The following is a 14,647-nucleotide window of genomic DNA, read 5'->3' on the forward strand; positions in this document are numbered from 1 at the left end:
AGCCAAGTACTAGATAGCAAGAATAAATTCTGTCTATAAAACCACTTGACCATTTTTGACCTTTGAGGTTATTATAGCATTTTTTGTAAGAGAATCAAGTAAAAGACCTTGTTTAAAAAAAGGCAAAGATTCGATTTTTTTACAGACAATTGCGCCATTTTCAAGTAAACTATAAGAGTTGATATTTAAGAGAAAGAGTGGTGAAATCAATGGCTGAAAATCCTTTTGTAGAAAAAATTGCTTCATTAAAAGCTGGAGAAATCTCTGAATTAATCGTGGAGCAAAATGAATTTTTCCAATTTCGTGATGCTTGGATTTCTTTGCCTGACCGCGCGGAAATTGTTGGAGAAGCGGGGTTAAATGGACGAATCATTTATCGTTACCAAAAAGAGGAAGAATAGTCAGTGCAAAACATCACGAAATTTAAGCAAAAAGTGTTGTGTAAGATAGAAAAAAATGGTAATCTTAGAAACTGAAAGGGTCTTTTTTCGAGTAGACGTTTGATTTTAGCGTATCAAGAAAGGAAAACCCTAACATAAAAATTTTTTATTTACGAAGGAGACCGATTTATATGGAAAAGAAAGAATTTCACATTGTAGCAGAAACAGGAATTCACGCACGTCCAGCTACTTTATTAGTACAAACTGCAAGCAAATTTAACTCAGATATTAACTTAGAATACAAAGGTAAATCTGTTAACTTAAAATCAATCATGGGCGTTATGTCTTTAGGCGTTGGTCAAGGTTCTGACGTAACAATCACTGTTGATGGTGCTGACGAAGCTGAAGGAATGGCAGCAATCGTTGAAACATTACAAAAAGAAGGATTGGCTGAATAATGTCTGAGATGCTAAAAGGGATTGCCGCAAGTGATGGCGTTGCTGTTGCTAAAGCTTACCTGCTAGTTCAACCTGACTTGTCTTTCAACAAAACTTCCGTAGAAGATACTGATGCAGAAGCAACTCGCTTAGACGATGCTTTAGCAAAATCTACTGAAGAGTTGCAAGCAATTCGCGACAAAGCAGCTCAAAGCCTTGGTGAAGCAGAAGCGCAAGTTTTCGATGCTCATTTAATGGTTTTATCTGACCCAGAAATGGTTGGTCAAATCAAACAAAATATCCAAGACAACAAAGTCAATGCAGAAGCTGCCTTGAAAGAAGTTACGGATATGTATATTGGTATGTTTGAAGCAATGGACGACAATGCTTACATGCAAGAGCGTGCAGCAGATATTCGTGATGTTGCCAAACGTATCTTAGCACATTTATTAGGTGTGACTCTTCCAAATCCTTCAATGATTAACGAAGAAGTAATCGTGGTTGCCCATGACTTAACACCTAGTGATACTGCACAATTAGACCGTACGTATGTTAAAGCCTTTGTTACAGACATCGGCGGACGTACTTCTCACTCAGCAATCATGGCTCGTTCGTTAGAAATCCCTGCAATCGTTGGTACAAAAGAAATTACTGACAAAGTAAAAGCAGGCGATATTTTAGCAGTGAACGGAATCATTGGGGATGTTATTATTGACCCAACAGATGCTGAAAAATCTGAATTTGAAGCAGAAGCAAAAGCTTATGCAGATCAAAAAGCAGAATGGGATAAACTAAAAAATGCAGAAACAGTGACAGCTGACGGCAAACATGTTGAGTTAGCTGCAAACATTGGTACACCAAAAGATTTAGAAGGCGTACACAAAAACGGCGGCGAAGCTGTTGGTTTATATCGTACAGAATTCTTATACATGGATTCATCTGACTTTCCAACTGAAGAGGACCAATACCAAGCGTATAAAGCAGTTCTTGAAGGAATGGAAGGAAAACCAGTTGTGGTTCGTACAATGGATATTGGTGGGGACAAAGAGCTTCCTTACCTAACATTACCACACGAAATGAACCCATTCTTAGGTTACCGTGCATTACGTATTAGCTTATCAGAACTAGGCGACGGCATGTTCCGTACACAAATGCGTGCATTATTACGTGCGTCTGTTCATGGTAACTTACGTATCATGTTCCCGATGGTTGCTACTTTGAAAGAATTTAGAGCAGCGAAAGCAATCTTTGAAGACGAAAAACAAAAATTAGTTAACGAAGGTGTTGAAGTTTCAAACGATATCCAAGTAGGTATTATGATTGAAATTCCAGCAGCTGCCGTATTAGCTGATAAATTTGCCAAAGAAGTTGACTTCTTTAGTGTTGGAACCAACGACTTAATCCAATACACAATGGCGGCAGATCGTATGAACGAACGCGTTTCTTACTTATACCAACCATACAACCCATCAATCTTACGTTTAATTAAAAATGTAATTGATGCAGCACACGCTGAAGGTAAATGGGCTGGTATGTGTGGTGAAATGGCGGGCGATCAAACAGCTGTTCCATTACTATTGGGTATGGGCTTAGATGAGTTCTCAATGAGTGCTACATCTATCCTTAAAACACGTAGCTTGATGAAACGTCTAGACACAACTAAAATGGCTGAACTTGCTGACCGCGCATTAAAAGAATGCGACACGATGGAAGAAGTCGTTGCATTAGTTGAAGAATATACAAAATAATTAAGTGATTATGAAAGCACATCGACAATTGTCGATGTGCTTTTTTATTGTTGCGCTTCACGTATTTTTTTCTTGAAATAATAAATCGTGCTTCCCAAAATGAATAGAAAAACCAGCGTGATGCTACACACCAGTTTCCAAGGGAAATTGGTGTGTTTTTCAGGTGGGAGGTTGACGGCGGTAGCATTGTATTTTTTAGCTTCTTTTTCTTGGATGACTAAGTGTTTTTCCCACGAATAGTCTTGATAGCCATCGTTTACTTTGATTTTTACAGTATAATTTCCAGGAACAAAAGGTTGTTCCTTTAAGTCAATCCGATAATTAAAATTTGTATTAGGGGCCATTGTTAACGACTCTTGGTGATTTTCGTAGCGAGGTTTAGCTTCTTTTTCATAATATAAAGAGGCATCGACTTGTAATTTTTTAATCATAGCCGCTTGTTTGTTTTGGAGATTCATTAATACGCGGTTACGACCGTTAGCTTGATCGGTTTTTACTTCATTTAAAGATAATTCTGGCTGAACAGGTTCATCTGTTTCACTAAGTAAGACGCCGACTACATAAGAAAAACGATTATTGATGGCCACGCCGTTTTCTGAGTGAGCAGGTTGTTCATCTGACTTTTGTTCAAAGTAGAGTCCTCCTAAAACGTACCCATTAAATGGTTTTTCCGGTAAAGTAAGCTGACATTCAACAGTCTTGGTTGAGTGTTTAGGTAGGTGGATTTCTTTTGGTAATTGCGCAATCTCATTAAAAGTAAAAGGTGCAGATGGGTCTTTTTTTGTTTCAGCATGAGAATAATCTGCCAAGCCATTATCATTAGTAATCGCTGCATTGGCTGAAGCTAGCACGGTAATGTCGTTGGCTGTTTGATTCGTTAGTTCGATTTGTAGATTTTGTGTTTGGTTTGGAGCGACACGTAAATCAAAATAACTTGTTTCTTTGGTTCGTTGATTGTCGGGTAAAATGGCTTTTACAGAAAAAATCATTTCGCTTGCTTCTACAGAATAAGAGCCAATAAAAAATAAAAAAATGATGACGCTAATAGCATGGAGCCATTTAAAAAGCTGCTGATTCATAGTGTGCACTCCTTTTTGACAATTTTTTATAAGAAGGTATTGCATGAAGTTGTTTCATACAATACCTTGTTTGTTTTCTTTTAAAGTGGTGTATCATCCAAAATCCAAGTAAGCGTTGTTTTATATTGTTTGGCTGCAACTTTTTTCGTTGTCGCAGGAACAGTTAATTGAATGCCTTGAGCAGCGGTCGCTCCGCTACCAAAAGCTAATGTCCAAGTGCCCATTCCTGTTGAAAGAGCGGCAGTCGCCACAGGAGAAGTGGCGGCACCAGTTGGATCCAAGGTTACTGGGACCGTTAATGGCGCCAAAGAAAGTAACTGTGTTGAATTGGGTGTTGCTGCTAAAAAGGTCAAGGATGCATTATCCAAAACAGCGGGTGTTGAATCACTTGTAGCAAATTGCGCACTCTGTTTAACTGATAATTTCCAGCCAAGATTTAGACCACGTTTGTCAGTTACTTGGACATAGTTTGGCACGCTAATTAAATCGCCAGTACTATTTTGCACTTGATCCAGTTGTGCCGAATAGATCGCTGTTCCGGCTTGAATTTGTTTTGATCCAAAATGGATATTTGAAACATAGTCAATACTAAGGGGGCCGGCTGTACCAGGTTGATGAGGATCAGCAGGATTAGGTGTCACAGGCTGAGAAGGGTTCGTCGGGTTGACAGGTGGCGTGACAGTATTATCAAGAGCAAACGTAATATCAGCGTTGGATTGAATAGAAGCGACTTGGGCTGCTTCAACTTTTGGACTATTTAAAAGCATAAGAGGCGTAGCAACGAACAAAATGCTTGAAATGCGCACGATCTTTTTCATTTTTTATTCCTTCTTTCTTGTTTATTTTTAACTTTTAAAAAAGCTAAATCCTAATTAGAGGGGTGTATCAGAAAGAATCCATTGTAATTCGGCAGTGTAAGATTCTTTGACCGTTAAGTTAAGGTCAGGAGCAACGCTTAAAAAAAGTCCATTTTGTTGGTTCCAAGGAATTTCTACATTGTTATCGTCCGTTGCGGTGTATTGATAAACTTCGGTTGCTAAAGAGGAGATAGGAAAATCACTGCCATTTTTTCGATAAATGAAAGCTTGCTGGATCGTTTTATTTGTAGAAGTTGAATGCATGGGCTGACTCTCTCTTACCAACAAATGCCATGGTGTTTTTGCAACACGACCATCGGCAATGAGGAAAGGAGCGCTAATGGTCGATGGTGAGTAGAGGGTTCGTTTGCTGGGAAAAGGTAAATTTTTAAAGGAAACTGTAGTTGGCATCTGCACAAAACGGAGGGTACCGTTTTTGATAGGTAAAGACTGTTCTTTAGTGATTGGCGTAATTGGCGTTCCGCCACCATCATTGCCAGTAACCGTGCTAGAAAATAAAAGAAATTGGTTTATCCATTCTTCTGTAACCGTTGCTGTATATTGTAAGGTGAATTGTGTATTGGCTTCTGTAAAATTATCTGCTGGCAGCGAATTATGATAACTCCAATACGGCAAACCAGTGGAACTATCAGTTAAAAGTTGAAGCCCAGCTATTGGCGTACTTAAACCTGCTGCTGATTGTTTTGTTAATGTAGCAGCTGAAAGTTGAGCCAGTCCTTTAGGCACCATTGCTCGTAATTGCTGATTCATCCACGTTGCTGGTTGATTGGTTAAACGTGTGATTAACGTGAAACGAATGATTTGACCACTTACGACAGAGTTTGTAGCTTCCCAGAGCCCTTGTGCATTTTTCCGCTCAATGGTTTGCGTGACCGTTAGTTGAGGCACAGGATAAGCAACTGTTTGAGAAACAGTAGAACTGGTTAGCAAAGGCAGACCAGTGCGATTGCTGAGACCTTGGACCCACAAGCTGACCGTTTCTCCCCCTTGGAAAGTGGGTAAATTAGCAAATTGAAAATGGCCATTGGAATCTAAGGACGTTGTGTAAATAGAACCACCATTTATTTGTACTTTAACCTGATAGGTTCCGTTAGATGCTTGAGAAGCTTTACCTGAAAGTTGAGTTGAGCCGGCATTAGCGACTACGTTTGTGACTGGTTGGATTGACCAATTGACACTTTGTTCAGCTGAGGGGCTGCTTTGAATATAGTCGGTTGACGTTTTTGAACGAGCAAAGACAATTGTAGAGAGCGTGTCGCCATATTCTAATGGTGAAGCTAACGATGTCGAGAAATTTCCGGCTGCATCGACAGAAATCCCTTTCACCACAATGGGGGTAGTGGTGCCATCATGGCGGTTCAAGGTTAATTGAACAGAGTAGTTATAGTTTGGGTCTTGTACTTGTTGAATGGTCCCTGTTACAGTAGTGTCCAGATGATTTGGTTGAGTTAGTTTGGCTGGTGTGACTTGAGGAACGGGGTAATTACCTAAACTAAGTTGAGCTTTGCTAATTACGCCTGTTTTTGTATTGTTCCCAATAATAATATTAATTGCACCTAATCCAGTGCCGACATCTGTAAAGGTTCCTCGAATCGGATAGTCTTTGCCGTTAAGAGCAGGAGGGATTGAAATTCCTCGTTTATAAAGTGCGCCGACATCAAACGAAATGGCGGCAGACCATTTGGTTCCGGGAAGTAACACCAAGGTGCTACTTGGAAAAGTCAGATAAACAGAATGATAAGTGCTACTATAAGAGAGGCTGACGCCGTTAGTTGAACTGTGAATATCTTGAGTGGCTGTTCCTGGATAACTGACGGTCCCTGTTAAAAGAGTCAGAAAATCTTGTTGCTTTAGAGTGTCGTTATCTAACTGGCTTGAAATTTCTGTAGGAAGTTGAATAGCAATAATCGGTCGATCATTAATTGCTAAGCCGATAAGTGTCACACTGTATTCATACGAAAGTGTGATAATATCTTGGTTATACGTTCCCGTGCTTAAGGTACTTTTCAAAGTGCTATTACCAACAGAAACACTAGCTGGCGTAGGTGCCATAGGTTCATCGTTTTCAGAGGAAGCATGGGTTTGCTCGGTTTCTTGTTCCACGATATCGGTTGCTTGAGTTGTTTGTTGTTCTGTTGAAACTGAGGTAAATGTTTCACTAAAAATAGAGGCGTGAGTTGTAGGGTTCAGTGTTTCAGAATGAGCTATCAAAGGGTGATTCAGCGATAAAAAAAGCCATGATATGATGCAAGAAAAGATTCCCCAGACGAACTTATTCAAAACCATCCTCTCCTTTTTTGATATTATATGTATAATGACGAAAATATATAATGCGTAAATATTGAGTACATACATTCTATAATGAGCCATTCATAAAGTAAAGCGATTACATCCGATGGTAAACAAGATATTTTGTTCACAATCTTTTAGTGTTTTAAGAAGGAAATTTCTCGAAATTCTATGCTTTTTTAGTCCGAAAAAATTAAAAAACTGATAGTTTGCTAAAAATCGAGTCTTTCTTTCACTTCTTAGCACTTAAAATATTTACATTTTCCTAGGGATAGTGTACTATTTAAAGGTATGCATAAATAAAGTTTGATGTATAAAATTAAATGTTATTCGGAGGGAAACAAATGTCTGCGAAATGGGAAAAAAAAGGCACTAATGATGGTGTATTAACTTTTTCAATCGAACAAGCAGTAATCGAAAAAGGATTAACGCAAGCGTTCAATAAAGTGAAAAAAAACTTAAACGTACCTGGTTTCCGTAAAGGAAAAGTATCACGTACTGTTTTTAACCGTATGTATGGAGAAGAAGCGTTATACGAAGATGCGTTAAACGCTGTTTTACCAGAAGCATATGAAGCGGCTGTTTTAGAAGCAGGAATTGAACCAGTAGCACAACCAAAAATTGATGTTGAAAGCATGAATAAAGGGGAAGACTGGGTTATCACTGCTGAAGTAACTGTAAAACCTGAAGTAAAATTAGGCGAATACAAAAACTTAACAGTGTCTAAACAAGACCGTGAAGTAACAGATGAAGACGTGGAAGCACGTTTGAAACGCGAACAAGAATCTCAAGCTGAATTAGTAATCAAAGAAGATGCCGCTGCTGAAAATGGCGACACTGTAGTTATCGACTTTGAAGGCTTCTTAGGCGACGAAGCATTTGAAGGCGGCAAAGGCGAAAATTACTCATTAGAATTAGGTTCTAATTCATTTATTCCAGGCTTTGAAGACCAATTAGTTGGCAAAAAAGCTGGCGAAGAAGTAGAAGTAAACGTTACTTTCCCTGAAGATTACCAAGCAGAAGATTTAGCTGGTAAAGAAGCAGTTTTCAAAGTAACTGTTCATGAAGTAAAAGCAAAAGAATTACCAGAATTGGATGATGAATTTGCAAAAGACGTTGACGATTCAGTAGAATCATTAGACGAATTAAAAGAAAAATTCCGTAAAGAATTGACAGAAGCAAAAGAAGCAGCAGCTGAAGAAGCAAAAGACGAAGAAGCAATTCGTTTAGCTGTTGAAAATGCTGAAATCGTTGAATTACCACACGTAATGGTTCACGACGAAGTTCACCGTTCAATGGATGAATTCTTAAACAACATGCAACGCCAAGGAATTTCTCCTGAAATGTACTACCAATTAACTGGTTCTACAGAAGAAGATTTACACAAACAATTTGAAGGCGAAGCAGAAACACGCACAAAAACAAACTTAGTGATTGAAGCAGTTGCCAAAGCTGAAAACATCGAAGTAACACAAGAAGACATCGATGCTGAAGTGAAAGATTTAGCAGAACAATACAACATGCCTGAAGCGCAAGTACGTAAAGTATTAAACAACGACATGTTAGAACACGATATTCGTATGAAACGTGCTGTTGAAACAATTACTGAAACAGCTGTTGAAAAATAAACATTTTTAATAAGCTCTTCATTCGATAGAGTTTTCTAAAACTGTAGATGGAAGGTGTCTTTCATCTACAGTTTTTTTCATATAAAATAACTTTTGAAAGGGTGTGTCAAAATGGATAAAAATTATTCGAAAATTAAATATGGATTAGTGGTGTTTGGCATCTTATGCTTGACGTACAATCTCTGGGAATTTTTTACGGCTAAGTATTCAACAAAACAAGGTGTGACGTTTGTTATCGAATGTTTACTTGGAATTGGGCTGATCTTTTTACCGGATCTTGTCAATAAATTTTTAAAAATTATTATGCCACCGACTATCGTTTATTTTTACTGGTTTTTCTTATTTATTTCAGTATTCCTAGGAACCTCGTTGCATATGATTTCAATCATTTCGTTCTGGGATAAAATTTTACACTTTGTTAGTCCGATGCTGTTAACTGCTGTGGGTTATGGTATTGCTGCTTTCCTATTGAAGAAAACGAAGTACGCCGATGTTTCCCCGTGGTTATTTTTATTATTTGGGTTTGCATTTGCAGGGCTTTGTGGCGTCTTCTGGGAATTCTGGGAATTTATCTGCGATTCATTAGGGAACATGAACTTACAACGCTATAATATGTCCAACGGCCAACCATTTATTGGGCGTGCTGCTTTGATGGATACGATGGGGGATTTATTTACCAATACCCTTGGGGCCTTTGTGATGGGCGTGTACACGTATATCAGAAGCAAAGGAAATCCTGAGTATTTAGAAAATTATGCGATAAAGAGAAAATAATAAAAAAGCGATTCAACCATGGTTGAATCGCTTTTTTGCTGTTTTTTTAAGCAGGTACTTCGACAGGTTTTTTCAAAAGTCCGTAGACAATTCCTGAAATAATCGCCCCAATTAAGATGAACAATAGATATAGTAATGGATTACTTAATAGGAAGACGACGAAGATTCCTCCATGTGGTGCCAATAATTTGATACCAAACGCACCAACCAACGCACCAGTAAAGGCAGAACCTACCACGAAACTTGGAATCACACGTAATGGGTCAGCTGCTGCAAAAGGAATTGCCCCTTCAGTGACAAAAGAAAGTCCCATTACAATATTGGTTAAGCCGGCATCTTGTTGATCTTTTGTAAATTTATTTTTAAATAAACGAGTTGCTACGAAAATTGCTAATGGAGGAACCATTCCGCCAGCCATTACAGAAGCCATGACCACGCTGCCACCTTCTGCAACAGTACTTGCTAGCGTAGCTGTACCGAAAACATAAGCAGCTTTGTTAACTGGTCCACCTAAGTCGATGGCCATCATACCAGCTAATAAGGCACCAAGTAAAGCAGCATTTGTGCCATCTAAGCCAAGTAGGAAATGATTTAACGCATCGTTAATTGCTTTCATTGGGATGTTAATGACTAACATTAATAAGCCCGTAATAATCAAACCAAAAACTGGATAGAATAAAATGGTTTTAATTCCATCTAATGATTTTGGCAAGCCTTTGAAGACTTTACGTAAAAGAACCACTACATAACCAGCTAAGAAACCACCGATTAGGGCCCCAAGGAACCCAGCTCCTCCAGCATTTGCTAATGCACCAGCCGCGAAACCAGCAACTAAGCCTGGACGATCCCCAATACTAGAAGCAATAAAACCAGCTAAGACAGGTAACATAAAGCCAAATGCTGCGCCACCAATTTGGTTAAACCAGCTAGCTACGTCATTGTAATTCCCTAAATTGGCTAATTGATCTTGAGGAACCCCGATAAATTGATCAATCATAAAGGAAAGAGCAATGGCAATTCCGCCACCAATAACGAAAGGTAACATATGAGAAACACCATTCATTAAATCTTTATAGATACGAGAACCGATTGAACCTTCCGCTGAATCCTCTTGGTCGCTTGCAGCCGAGTCACTGCCATGGAAAGTAGGAGCTTCACCACTAATGGCTAAGTTAATTAGTTCTTCGGTTTTACGAATTCCATCACTAACGGGACGGTTGACTAATTTTTTACCGTCAAAACGATTCATTTCTACTTTTTTATCGGCTGCGACAATCACGCCATCAGCACGAGCAATATCTTCAGCAGTTAAACGATTTTTAATTCCTTCTGAACCGTTTGTTTCTACTTTAATGTCTACGCCCATTTCTTTTGCTTTTTTCTTCAGCGCATCTTCGGCCATGTAAGTATGAGCAATTCCTGTAGGACAAGCAGTCACAGCAATAATATATTTACGATTGCTTTCTGGTGCTGGCGTTGTTTGTTCTTGTTCTGCTTTTTCTTCCGCTTCTTTTTGATCTTCTGCTGCTTGGAAAAGAGCTTGTACTGCTTCTGGAGTTTCCGCTTCTTTCAATTTACCAACAAATTCTGGATCGATAAGTAATCGAGAAAGGGCCGCAAGCGCTTGGAGATGTGTATCATTGGCGCCTTCTGGAGCAGCAATCATGAAGAATAGATAAGTAGGTTGTCCATCTAGTGCTTCATAATCAACACCTTTTTTACTTTTAGCGAAAAGAACTGTCGGTTCTTTTACGGCACTGTTTTTTGCGTGAGGCATAGCGATGCCGTCGCCTAAACCAGTCGATGTTTGTGCTTCGCGTTTTAAAATTCCTTCTTTGTAAGTGTCAATGTCAGAGATGCGGCCACCATCGTATAATTTTTGGACCATTTCATCAATCGCGCCTTTTTTATCAGTAGCTTGTAAATCCATAATCATGACATCTTTTATTAATAAATCATTAATGTTCACTCTATTTTCCTCCCTTAGTGGATTTATTCTGAAATTTTTTCAATTGTTACTTCGTGAATAAGTTCTTGGATAAAATCTTCTGAGGCTAAATCATCAGAAAAAGCAGTCGCGCTACCGCAAGCGACACCCCATTTGAAAGCCTCTAAAGGATCTTGTGTTTTTGAAAAGTTGCCAATAAAACCAGCAATCATTGAGTCGCCAGCGCCGACAGAATTTTTCAGTGGACGTTTTAAAACGTTGGAACGATAAACACCTTCTGTTGTGAAAAGTAATGCACCATCACCAGCCATTGAGATAATTACGTGTTGTGCTCCTTCTTCTAGTAACCGATGTCCATAAGGTAAAATATCTTCAATACTTGTAAAGGTTGTATGATATAATTCTGCCAACTCATGATTATTTGGCTTGACCAATAAAGGCTTTTGTGACAAAGCGTTCATTAAATCTTCACCTGTCGTATCAATAACAAATTCTGCGCCTTTTTCCTTCACAATTTGGATTAATTCTTCGTAAAATCCTTTGCGTAGAGAAGCAGGTGTACTTCCTGAAAGAACAACAATATCACCAGCCTGAACACGACTAACTGCTTGTTTTAGTTCTTGAATTTCTTCGTTTGTTAGAGCAGGTCCTAAGCCGTTAATTTCTGTTTCAGTATCTGATTTCAATTTAATGTTGATTCGTGTATCAGCAGACACGGGAGTGAAATTCGTTTGGATTTCTTCTTTTTTCAACCAATCAGCAATGAATGAGCCTGTAAAACCACCTAAAAAACCTAAGGCAGTGGATTCTGTCTCCATACGTTTTAAAATACGTGAAACGTTGATTCCTTTGCCGCCAGGTAATTTAAAATCATTCGTCATCCGATTTAAATCACCAATTTGTAGATGATCGACATGAACGATAAAGTCGATAGAAGGGTTTAAAGTCACTGTGTAAATCATTTGTTTGCCTCCATTAAAATAGTTTTTTGCTGGAATCCTTGAAGCGATTCAGCAGGGCAGTAGTCAGTTAGTAAAGTAACTGACTCTAATTCTTCCACTTTGGTAAACGTTACTTCATTAAATTTTGTATGATCCAGTAAAACATAGGCTGTTTCTGCTTGATGAATAGCCAAGGCTTTTAGCGCTGCTTCTTCGGGATCAGGCGTCGTTAAACCAAACTCTAAATGTGCGCCGTTAGTTCCTAAAAAAGCTTTGTTAAAACGAAAATGTTGTAGCTGTTCCATACTAGTGGCACCAATGATTGCTTTAGTGGAGAGCTTCAAAGTACCACCAAGCATAATAGTGGGAATTTCCATATCGCTAAGTTTTGCAGCGTGATGCACGGAATTCGTCACTACATGGATTTGTTTCCCAACTAAAAAAGGGATCATTTCTAACGTGGTTGAACCAGCATCTAAATAGATCATATCGCCATCTTGTACACAACTAGCGGCTAAAGAAGCAATCTTTTGCTTTTCGTGCGTGTTTTTGATTGATTTTTCCGTCATGTTTTGTTCAAAGCCTAAATTAAGAATACGCTTAGCGCCGCCGTGAATGCGTTCTAACAAATTGGCGTCTTCTAATTCTTGTAAATCGCGGCGGATTGTGGATTCTGAAGCATTGAACAAGCTAGCAAGTTCTTGCGATTTGACGACTGATTTTTGATCTAACAATTGTAAAATTTTTTGATGTCGTTCTTCCGTAAGCATTTTCATCCCTCATTTCATGGATATAATAGCACAAATGAAAACGCTAATCAATCTAAAACGGTCAAAAACATTCAAAAAAATTAAAAAACAGTCATAAGAAAAAAAGAAAGCTGCTGAACTCAGGTTCAGCAGCTTTCTTTAATTCACTAAATCATTCGGTAAAGTTTTTTGATAAATCTCTTTTTTGACTTGGTAAGCGAGTTTTTCATCGGTCAAAATAATGAGCACATCGCCAACATGCATAACAGTATCACCATGTGTTAAAATTTCCGATTCGCCACGGCGAATGGAAGTGAGCAACATTTGTTTAGGCCAGACAAAATCACGTACCATCGTATCATCTAAGGAACTTTCTGCAGTGATAGGTAATTCAATAATCGTTTTGTGGCCACGAATATTACTTACTTTAGAAGGAACCAAACGTTCTAATAAGCTTTCATAAATTGGCTTGCCGCCAAGACTATCGATGGTAATATAACTAACTAAAGCGACAACTCCTAAAGACATTAAATGAGAAAAATTGCCGACCATTTCTGTTACTAAAATAATCGCTGTTAACGGTGCTTTACCAATCGCAGTAAAATAACCAGCCATGGCAAAAATTAAAAAGTTTTTCACAAAAATTGGATCCATCCCTACGTATTGGACAAGTAGACTGCCATACAATGTTCCGATAATGGCACCTAAAGTTAGAATAGGCAAGAAAATACCACCAGGGAGATTCGAACCGTAAGAAACCATTGAAAAAACAAAACGTAAAACCAGTAAGCCGACTAAAGCCCAAATAGTGGCCGGTTGATTGCCTAAAGCTAAAACAATTTGATTCCCACCGCCAAGTAAATGTGGAAAGAAATAACCAATCGGTAAAATCAAAATAAAAGGAACAAAACCATAATAATTAGAAGAAAGGCCTTTGATTTTTCCATATACTTTTGGTAAGGACAACAATGTTTTTTGATATATCCAACCTAATAATCCTAGCAAAACGCCCAGCAGTACTAATGTCCAATAGTACTCTAAAGGCAAAGATTTAACCGGACCAATATAAAGAACTGGCTGCAATCCGAAGAAATGCAAAGAAACAAAGTTAGCGGAAATGGCCGCAGAAAAAGAGGTTAACCAAACTAAAGGTGAAAAGGAATGGTGAACCTCTTCTAGAACAAATAAAAGTCCTGCGATTGGTGCATTAAAAGCGGCGGCTAAACCAGCACTGGCACCACTACTGATTAAAATTTTTTCTTCAGACTTGGTGCTTTGCCGCCATTGACTATAGCCTTGTCCAACCACTGCACCTAGTTGAATTGAAGGACCTTCACGTCCCAAAAATAGCCCAGGACTAATCGCTAAGATCCCACCGATAAATTTTTTCCAAAGCACTGGAAACCAATGAATTTCTAATTGACCTTGAAGTTGTCCTTCCACTTGGGGAATGCCACTGCCTTTAATTGCTGGTTCGCTTTTGATCAGTCGTCCTAATAAATAAGCAAGCACGAGAGAAAATAAGAACCAAGGAATCATCCAAAAGGGTTTTTCGTGAAACGTTTGATACAGATGCACGACTTGTTCGCCAATTTTTTCAATGCCTAAGCGAAATAAGCTGACAACAAAGCCGACCAGGATTCCGACGACGATGCCTTTAAGGATAAAGCCGATTCGGGTACCATCTAATTGTTTAATTTCATGTACATCATTATTCATTTCATTTTTAGCCTCCATCACTACTTACTAATGTACTGCGGTTTGACTTGATTTACAAGAAAATTTCATATAAAAAG

At 38.6% G+C, this 14,647-nt stretch carries 12 protein-coding genes; 5 read left to right on the forward strand and 7 right to left on the reverse strand.

Annotated elements, in window-relative coordinates:
* Positions 1 to 209 precede the first annotated feature (209 nt).
* The 3 genes from IGK82_RS02305 to ptsP all read left to right on the forward strand — a co-directional run bounded on the left by IGK82_RS02305 (position 210) and on the right by ptsP (position 2,565).
* Positions 210 to 401 (forward strand): hypothetical protein, encoded by a 192-nt coding sequence (locus IGK82_RS02305; protein WP_002366170.1) that lies wholly within the window; start codon positions 210 to 212, stop codon positions 399 to 401.
* 170 nt (positions 402 to 571) lie between these two features.
* Entirely contained in the window at positions 572 to 838 is a 267-nt protein-coding gene (locus IGK82_RS02310; RefSeq protein ID WP_002355551.1) for a phosphocarrier protein HPr, read from the forward strand.
* Positions 838 to 2,565, forward strand: coding sequence for a phosphoenolpyruvate--protein phosphotransferase (gene ptsP / locus IGK82_RS02315; protein ID WP_002361251.1), 1,728 nt, complete (start codon positions 838 to 840; stop codon positions 2,563 to 2,565). The genes IGK82_RS02310 and ptsP overlap by 1 nt, the downstream gene beginning before the upstream one ends.
* Positions 2,566 to 2,609: 44 nt before the next feature.
* Here ptsP and IGK82_RS02320 read toward each other — a convergent pair whose 3' ends face one another.
* The 3 genes from IGK82_RS02320 to IGK82_RS02330 are packed head-to-tail and all read right to left on the reverse strand — an operon-like array spanning position 2,610 to position 6,892.
* Positions 2,610 to 3,689, reverse strand: a complete 1,080-nt coding sequence (locus IGK82_RS02320) for a DUF916 and DUF3324 domain-containing protein (RefSeq protein WP_057086860.1) — start codon at positions 3,687 to 3,689, stop codon at positions 2,610 to 2,612.
* A gap of 35 nt (positions 3,690 to 3,724) precedes the next feature.
* Positions 3,725 to 4,462: a WxL domain-containing protein gene (locus IGK82_RS02325; protein WP_002358689.1), complete on the reverse strand. Its 738-nt coding sequence runs from the start codon at positions 4,460 to 4,462 to the stop codon at positions 3,725 to 3,727.
* 54 nt (positions 4,463 to 4,516) lie between these two features.
* Positions 4,517 to 6,892 carry a hypothetical protein gene (locus tag IGK82_RS02330; protein WP_016622626.1) on the reverse strand — a complete coding sequence of 792 codons (2,376 nt, stop codon included), beginning with the start codon at positions 6,890 to 6,892 and terminating at the stop codon, positions 4,517 to 4,519.
* 263 nt (positions 6,893 to 7,155) lie between these two features.
* Between IGK82_RS02330 and tig the strand changes: the two genes are divergently transcribed.
* Positions 7,156 to 8,439: a trigger factor gene (gene tig, locus IGK82_RS02335; protein WP_002355556.1), complete on the forward strand. Its 1,284-nt coding sequence runs from the start codon at positions 7,156 to 7,158 to the stop codon at positions 8,437 to 8,439.
* Positions 8,440 to 8,550: 111 nt separating this feature from the next.
* Entirely contained in the window at positions 8,551 to 9,213 is a 663-nt protein-coding gene (locus tag IGK82_RS02340; RefSeq protein WP_002355557.1) for a hypothetical protein, read from the forward strand.
* 46 nt (positions 9,214 to 9,259) lie between these two features.
* On the opposite strand, the gene IGK82_RS02345 is transcribed toward IGK82_RS02340, so the two are convergent.
* From IGK82_RS02345 to IGK82_RS02360, 4 genes are all read right to left on the reverse strand, one after another.
* Positions 9,260 to 11,182: a PTS fructose transporter subunit IIABC gene (locus IGK82_RS02345; protein WP_002366176.1), complete on the reverse strand. Its 1,923-nt coding sequence runs from the start codon at positions 11,180 to 11,182 to the stop codon at positions 9,260 to 9,262.
* A 23-nt stretch (positions 11,183 to 11,205) separates the two neighbouring features.
* Positions 11,206 to 12,123: a 1-phosphofructokinase gene (gene pfkB / locus IGK82_RS02350; protein ID WP_002358692.1), complete on the reverse strand. Its 918-nt coding sequence runs from the start codon at positions 12,121 to 12,123 to the stop codon at positions 11,206 to 11,208.
* Entirely contained in the window at positions 12,120 to 12,872 is a 753-nt protein-coding gene (locus tag IGK82_RS02355) for a DeoR/GlpR family DNA-binding transcription regulator (RefSeq protein WP_002381250.1), read from the reverse strand. The genes pfkB and IGK82_RS02355 overlap by 4 nt, the downstream gene beginning before the upstream one ends.
* A gap of 138 nt (positions 12,873 to 13,010) precedes the next feature.
* A complete protein-coding gene (locus tag IGK82_RS02360) occupies positions 13,011 to 14,570 on the reverse strand; it encodes a ClC family H(+)/Cl(-) exchange transporter (RefSeq protein ID WP_002358694.1) in 1,560 nt (519 codons plus the stop codon).
* Between the last annotated feature and the right edge of the window lie 77 nt (positions 14,571 to 14,647).

Source organism: Enterococcus sp. AZ197 (genome assembly GCF_050556405.1).
Classification (GTDB): Bacteria; Bacillota; Bacilli; order Lactobacillales; family Enterococcaceae; genus Enterococcus; species Enterococcus faecalis.

Coding starts and splice junctions, on each gene's coding strand:
- IGK82_RS02305 (WP_002366170.1), top strand. CDS start 210: ATGGCTGAAAATCCTTTTGTAGAAAAAATTGCTTCATTAAAAGCTGGA.
- IGK82_RS02310 (WP_002355551.1), top strand. CDS start 572: ATGGAAAAGAAAGAATTTCACATTGTAGCAGAAACAGGAATTCACGCA.
- ptsP (WP_002361251.1), top strand. CDS start 838: ATGTCTGAGATGCTAAAAGGGATTGCCGCAAGTGATGGCGTTGCTGTT.
- IGK82_RS02320 (WP_057086860.1), bottom strand. CDS start 3,689: ATGCAATACCTTCTTATAAAAAATTGTCAAAAAGGAGTGCACACTATG.
- IGK82_RS02325 (WP_002358689.1), bottom strand. CDS start 4,462: ATGAAAAAGATCGTGCGCATTTCAAGCATTTTGTTCGTTGCTACGCCT.
- IGK82_RS02330 (WP_016622626.1), bottom strand. CDS start 6,892: ATGGCTCATTATAGAATGTATGTACTCAATATTTACGCATTATATATT.
- tig (WP_002355556.1), top strand. CDS start 7,156: ATGTCTGCGAAATGGGAAAAAAAAGGCACTAATGATGGTGTATTAACT.
- IGK82_RS02340 (WP_002355557.1), top strand. CDS start 8,551: ATGGATAAAAATTATTCGAAAATTAAATATGGATTAGTGGTGTTTGGC.
- pfkB (WP_002358692.1), bottom strand. CDS start 12,123: ATGATTTACACAGTGACTTTAAACCCTTCTATCGACTTTATCGTTCAT.
- IGK82_RS02355 (WP_002381250.1), bottom strand. CDS start 12,872: ATGCTTACGGAAGAACGACATCAAAAAATTTTACAATTGTTAGATCAA.
- IGK82_RS02360 (WP_002358694.1), bottom strand. CDS start 14,570: ATGAATAATGATGTACATGAAATTAAACAATTAGATGGTACCCGAATC.